Below are 6,000 nucleotides of genomic sequence, written 5' to 3'. Positions count from 1 at the left end.
TTTTCGGCCGACGCTCCCTCATTGACTGAGGGAGGGCCGGGGTCAAACGCCCGAAAAGTGAGGGAGGGTCGGGGTCAAACGCCCGAAAAGTGAGGGAGGGTCGGCGAAAACACCCCCGATTGCAACCGAGGGTCGGATTAGGCGATGCGGTCGAGGATGAGCTTCGACGCCGGGCGGGAACCCTCCGGGGCGATCGTCACCGCGCCCTCCAGAGCCTCCCGGGCCCGTGCGAACTTCTCCGGGGTGTCCGTCAACAGGGTCATGAGCGGCTCGCCGGCGCGGACCAGCGCACCGGGCTTGGCGTGCATGCGCACACCTGCCCCGGCCTGGACCACGTCCTCCTTGCGGGCGCGTCCGGCACCGAGGCGCCAGGCCGCCACGCCCACGGCCATGGCATCAAGGCCCACCAGGACGCCGTCGGCCGGGGCGTAGACCGTCTCCGACTCGCGGGCCACCGGCAGCTCTGCGTCCGGATCCCCGCCCTGGGCGGAGATCATGCGGCGCCACACATCCATGGCACGCCCGTCCTTCAGCGCGGCGGCCGGGTCGGCCCCGTGCACGCCGGCGGCCTCCAGCATCTCCTCCGCCAGCTTCACCGTCAGCTCGACCACGTCCTGCGGCCCCCCGCCGGCCAGCACCTCCACGGACTCCTCGACCTCAATGGCGTTCCCGGCCGTCAGGCCCAGGGGCGTGGACATGTCCGTCAGCAGGGCCACCGTGTTCACGCCGGCGTCCTTGCCCAGGGCAACCATGGTCCGGGCCAGTTCGCGGGCCATTTCAAGGTCCTTCATGAACGCCCCGGACCCCACCTTCACATCCAGCACCAGCGCACCGGTGCCTTCGGCGATCTTCTTGCTCATGATGGAGGAGGCGATCAGCGGGATGGCCTCCACCGTGCCGGTGACATCCCGGAGCGCATACAGCTTCTTGTCGGCGGGGGCCAGCCCGGCTCCGGCGGCACAGATCACGGCGCCCACCTCGGAGAGCTGGCGCATCATCTCCTCGTTGCTGAGGTTGGCCCGCCAGCCCGGAATGGATTCCAGCTTGTCCAGCGTGCCGCCCGTGTGGCCCAGCCCGCGGCCCGAAAGCTGCGGCACGGCCACGCCAAACACGGCCACCAGCGGCGCCAGGGGCAGGGTGATCTTGTCCCCCACACCTCCCGTGGAGTGCTTGTCCGTGGTGGCCATGGCGGCACCGGCCGGAGTGCGCAGGCCGGAGAATTCCATCCGCTCCCCCGAAGCGATCATGGCAGCCGTCCACTGCGAAATCTCGGCCCGGTCCATGCCGTTGAGCAGGATGGCCATATTCAGGGCCGCCATCTGTTCGTCGGCGATGGTGCCGCGCGTGTAGGCGTCAATGGTCCAGGCGATCTGGTCCGCGCTGAGCGTCCCGCGGTCCCGCTTGGTGCGGATGATGTCGACGGCGTCAAAGGACGGTCCGGCGTATGGTGTGGCACCCATCAGTGGTTCTCCAGGTTCTCCGGGCCGAAGGCGTCCGGCAAGATTTCGTCCATGGTCTTGATCCCGCGGCCTGTCATCAGGACCATGCCGGGGGAACGGAATTCATACAGGAGCTGGCGGCAGCGCCCGCAGGGCATGAGCACGGCGCCGGCCGCATCCACGCAATAAAATGCGCGGATCCGCCCGCCCCCGCCCATCTGCAGGGCGCCCACCATGGTGCATTCGGCGCACAGGGTCAGCCCGTAGCTGGCGTTCTCCACATTGCAGCCGGAGACAATCCGGCCGTCGTCGAGCAGTGCCGCCGCACCGACTGGATACCGTGAATACGGAGAGTAGGACCTGCCCATGGCGGCCGCAGCCGCCTCGCGCAGGGCCTCCCAGTCAATGGTTTCCGGGGCGCCGGACGCCCGGCCAGTGGTGTCCATGCCGCTAGCCCTTGACGTACGGTTCGCCGTCGGCCGCGGGTGCGCGGGACTTGCCCACAAACCCGGACACGGCAAGGATGGTCAGCGCGTACGGCAGCATCGCCAGGAACTGTCCGTCAATGGGGGTGCCGGCCAGCGAGAGGATGCTTTGCAGGTTGCCCGCCACGCCGAACAGCAGGGCTGCCAGCGCCGCGCCGATGGGGTTCCAGCGGCCGAAGATCAGCGCCGCCAGGGCAATGAAGCCCAGGCCGCCTGTCATGTCCTTGCTGAAGCTGCTCACGGCGACGAGGGTGAAGTAGGCCCCGCCAATGCCGGCCACGGCGCCGCCGGCCAGCACGTTCAGGAAGCGGGTGCGGTTGACGTTGATGCCCACCGTGTCCGCTGCCATGGGGTGTTCGCCCACGGCCCGGATGCGCAGGCCCCAGCGGGTGCGGAAGAGCCCGAACCACAGGGCCGCCACCAGGATCAGCATGAAGTAGCCGATGATGGACTGGCGGAACAGGGTTGGCCCAATCACCGGGATCTCGGACAGGAACGGGATGGGCAGGTCGGGCAGCTGCGCGGGCTGGTTGTAGATGGTCACGCCATCCACCTTGATCTTCATGATCTTTTCAAACAGGAAGCCCGTCAGCCCGGACACCAGCACATTGAGCACCACGCCCACAATGATCTGGTTGACCACGTACTTGATGCTGAAGGCGGCCAGCAGGAAGGAGACGAACACGCCCGCCACGGCTGCGGCAAACAGCCCCGCGAACGCGTTGTGGGTGATGGAGGAAACCAGCGACGCCGTGAAGGCCCCGGCCAGCAGCTGGCCTTCAATGGCGATGTTGATGACCCCGGACCGCTCGCACAGCACGCCGGACAGCGAGCCGAACACCAGCGGGGTGGTGATGAGCATGGCACCGGTGAACAGGCCCACCAGGGTGATGTTCTGGGTCTTGGTGCCGCCGATGATCCACACCATCAGGCCGATGACAAACGCCACGGTGAACGTCATGGTCACCCACTTGGCAATGCGGCCGTCATTCTTCATCTGCCGGTAGGACTGGGCCGCGAGGAGCACGCAGACCACGGCCACGATGATGCCGAACACCTTGGCGGGCAGCACCAGGTTGGGCACCTGCCAGGCGTCCCCTTCCTGCGAGAGGCGGAAGGTTGCGTGCCCTGACGGGCCCAAAAGGACAAACACGACGACGGCGAACAGCGCCAGCGCGCCAAACAGGATGGGGGTCTTCCAGCTGCGCACGGCAACGCGGTCCACCACCTTCGAGGGCAAGATGTTGGCGGTGACGCTCATGCGCTGGCTCCTTCACGGCGGGCGGCCTTGATCCGGAAGATGGACCGGATCAAGGGCGGGGCGGCGATGAACAGCACGATCAGTGACTGCACCACCGCAACAATGTCAATGGAAACGTCGGCGTTGACCGCCATGCTGGTGCCGCCGGCCTTGAACGCGCCAAACAGCAGGGCGGCAAAGAAGGTGCCCCACGGCTTGGAGCGGCCCAGCAGGGCCACGGTGATGGCGTCAAAGCCGATGCTGCCGGCAATTTCGGAGTCCAGGGACTTCTCCGTGCCGGCAATTTGGGCCACGCCGGCCAGTCCCGCGAGGGCCCCGGAGATCAGCATGACGGTGATGTAGCCGCGGGAGACCAGCATGCCGGCGGTCCGGGCGGCCTTCGGGTTGGCGCCGATGGCCCGGTATTCAAAGCCCAGCGTGGAACGGTTCAGGAGCCAGCCCACGCCAATGACGGCCAGGATGGCCACGATCAGCCCGGCATGGACGCGGAAGTTGGGGCCCAGCAGCAGCGGGAACATGGCGTTCGCGTCCATCTGCGGGCTGATCGGGTTGGTGCTGGTGGGGTCCTTGAGCTGGTTTTTGAGCAGGTAGAGGACCAGGGAGATGGCGATGTAGTTGAGCATGATCGTCACGATCACCTCGTGGGCACCGGTCTTCGCCTTCAGGAACCCGGCAATGCCGCCCCAGATGGCGCCTCCAATGGCACCGGCCAGGATGACCGCCAGCAGGTGGATGACGGGGGGCAGGTGCATGCCGAAGCCCACGGCGCCGGCAAATGCTGCCCCGAGGATGATCTGGCCCTGCGCACCAATGTTGAACAGCCCGGCCCGGAATGCCAAAGTGACGGCGAGGCCGGAGAGGATGAGGGGTGTGGCGAAGGTCAGCGTCTCAAAAATGCCCAGCTGGCCCTGCCAGGTGCGGGCCGTGGGGTCGTAGGTGGCCCCGCGCCACAGGGCGCCGTAGGCCTCGGAGACCGAGGACCAGATGGCGGAGAACGTGGCGCCCGGGTCGGCAAAAAAATAGCCCGACGCCGTGCTGACGCGCGGGTCCGTGACGGCGATCAGGATGCCGCCAATCACCAGGGCGACGACGACGGCCAGCACGGAGATGACGGCGTTGCCGCTCATGATTTCCCGCACCACCTGGGAGCCCTGGCTTTCCTTGACCGGGGGCGTGGGGTCCTTGACTTTCTGCGTCTCACTCATGAGCGCTCTCCTTCAGTGGTTCCGGCGGTGCCGGCGGGCGTGGTTCCGGCGGTGCCGGCGGCGGTGCCGTCCAGCTGGGCCCGCGCCTCGTCGGCGGGCAGCCCGGCCATCATCAGGCCCAGCAGCTCGCGGCTGGATTTTCCGGGGACAATGCCCATGAGCTTGCCGGCAAACAGCACGGCGATGCGGTCCCCGAGCTCCAGGACCTCGTCCAGTTCGGTCGAGACGATGATCACCGGCGTGCCGGCGTCGCGCTCGGCAACGATCCGCTTGTGCAGGAACTCAATGGAGCCCACATCCACGCCGCGGGTGGGCTGGGAGGCGATGAACAGCTTCAGCGGCCTGGCCAGTTCGCGGGCCAGCACCACCTTTTGCTGGTTTCCGCCGGAAAGGGTGTCGGCGGCGTCCTGGGAGGACTGGGTGCGGACGTCGAATTCGGCCACCTTGGCCTCGGCGTTTTTGGCGATGACGGCACGGTTCATGGAGCCGAACTTCGAGTACGGCTCCTTCTTGTACAGGTCAAGGACCAGGTTTTCGGCAATGGAGAACTCCCCCACCAGGCCGTCGTCCTGCCTGTCCTCGGGGACGAATCCCACGCCGGCGTCAAGCACCTGCCGGACGCTGCGGCCCACCAGTTCATTCCCGTCCAGCACAATGGAGCCCTGGACGTGCTTGTGCAGGCCCAGCACGGCCTCGGTCAGTTCGGTCTGGCCGTTGCCCTGGACACCGGCGACGGCGAGAATCTCGCCGTCGGCGACGGAGAAGGTGACGTCGTCGAGAAGCCGCTGGCCGGCGTCGTTCATGACAGTGAGGTTGGTGACCTTGAAGGTGACCGGGCCCGGTTCGGCGTCGGCCTTGTCCAGGGTAAGGCTGACGGAGCGGCCCACCATCATGGAGGCCAGCTCGGTGGTGGCGGCGGAGGGGTCGGCGCTGCCCACCACCTTGCCGCGGCGGATCACCGTGATGGTGTCCGAGACGGCCTTGACCTCGCGCAGCTTGTGGGAGATGAACACGATGGACGTGCCGCCGGCCTTGAGCTGGCGCATGATGTCCATGAGTTCGTCGGTTTCCTGCGGGGTGAGCACGGCCGTGGGCTCGTCGAGGATGAGGATTTTGGCGTTGCGGACCAGCGCCTTGATGATTTCCACGCGCTGCTGGACGCCCACGGGGAGTTCCTCCACGAGCGCGTCGGGGTCCACATCGAAGCCGAAGCGGGCGGAGATCTCGCGGATCTTCCGGCGCGTCTCCTCCAGGTTGAGGATGCCGCCCGGGCCGGTGGATTCGGCACCCAGGGCCACATTTTCCGCCACCGTGAACACGGGGACCAGCATGAAGTGCTGGTGGACCATGCCGATGCCGGCGGCCATGGCGTCCGCCGGGCCGGAGAATTTCACAGTTTTGTCATCGACAAGGATTTCCCCTGCCGTGGGTTCATACAGGCCATACAGGACGTTCATGAGGGTGGATTTGCCGGCGCCGTTTTCGCCCAGGAGGCTGTGAATCTCACCCGATTCGACCACCAGGTCAATGTGGTCGTTCGCTATCAAGGCACCAAAGCTTTTGGTGATGCCCTTGAGTTCAAGTTTCAAGGTTGTTGCCTTATCTTGTGT

At 66.6% G+C, this 6,000-nt stretch carries 5 protein-coding genes; all 5 read right to left on the bottom strand.

From position 1 onward, the window contains the following. Positions 1–137 precede the first annotated feature (137 nt). From LPN03_RS15490 to LPN03_RS15470, 5 genes are read right to left on the bottom strand one after another with little or no spacing between them, the layout of a single operon-like run. Positions 138–1,460 carry a thymidine phosphorylase gene (locus LPN03_RS15490; protein ID WP_262454915.1) on the bottom strand — a complete coding sequence of 441 codons (1,323 nt, stop codon included), beginning with the start codon at positions 1,458–1,460 and terminating at the stop codon, positions 138–140. After that, complete coding sequence (locus LPN03_RS15485; protein WP_262454914.1) at positions 1,460–1,885, bottom strand: cytidine deaminase; 426 nt, start codon at positions 1,883–1,885, stop codon at positions 1,460–1,462. Before LPN03_RS15485 ends, LPN03_RS15490 begins: the two co-directional genes overlap by 1 nt. A gap of 4 nt (positions 1,886–1,889) precedes the next feature. Continuing rightward, positions 1,890–3,185, bottom strand: coding sequence for an ABC transporter permease (locus LPN03_RS15480; RefSeq protein ID WP_165181379.1), 1,296 nt, complete (start codon positions 3,183–3,185; stop codon positions 1,890–1,892). Further along, a complete protein-coding gene (locus tag LPN03_RS15475) occupies positions 3,182–4,390 on the bottom strand; it encodes an ABC transporter permease (RefSeq protein WP_165181378.1) in 1,209 nt (402 codons plus the stop codon). Before LPN03_RS15475 ends, LPN03_RS15480 begins: the two co-directional genes overlap by 4 nt. Continuing rightward, positions 4,387–5,979 (bottom strand): ABC transporter ATP-binding protein, encoded by a 1,593-nt coding sequence (locus LPN03_RS15470; protein WP_262454912.1) that lies wholly within the window; start codon positions 5,977–5,979, stop codon positions 4,387–4,389. The genes LPN03_RS15475 and LPN03_RS15470 overlap by 4 nt, the downstream gene beginning before the upstream one ends. Positions 5,980–6,000: the final 21 nt, after the last annotated feature.

Origin of the sequence: Arthrobacter sp. A2-55 (genome assembly GCF_025548615.1) — a bacterium.
GTDB lineage: Bacteria > Actinomycetota > Actinomycetes > Actinomycetales > Micrococcaceae > Specibacter > Specibacter silviterrae.
This window is presented reverse-complemented; position numbering and strand designations above follow the sequence as displayed.

Excerpts from the sequence above, each read along its gene's own strand:
- LPN03_RS15490 (WP_262454915.1), bottom strand. The coding sequence starts at position 1,460 with ATGGGTGCCACACCATACGCCGGACCGTCCTTTGACGCCGTCGACATC.
- LPN03_RS15485 (WP_262454914.1), bottom strand. The coding sequence starts at position 1,885 with ATGGACACCACTGGCCGGGCGTCCGGCGCCCCGGAAACCATTGACTGG.
- LPN03_RS15480 (WP_165181379.1), bottom strand. The coding sequence starts at position 3,185 with ATGAGCGTCACCGCCAACATCTTGCCCTCGAAGGTGGTGGACCGCGTT.
- LPN03_RS15475 (WP_165181378.1), bottom strand. The coding sequence starts at position 4,390 with ATGAGTGAGACGCAGAAAGTCAAGGACCCCACGCCCCCGGTCAAGGAA.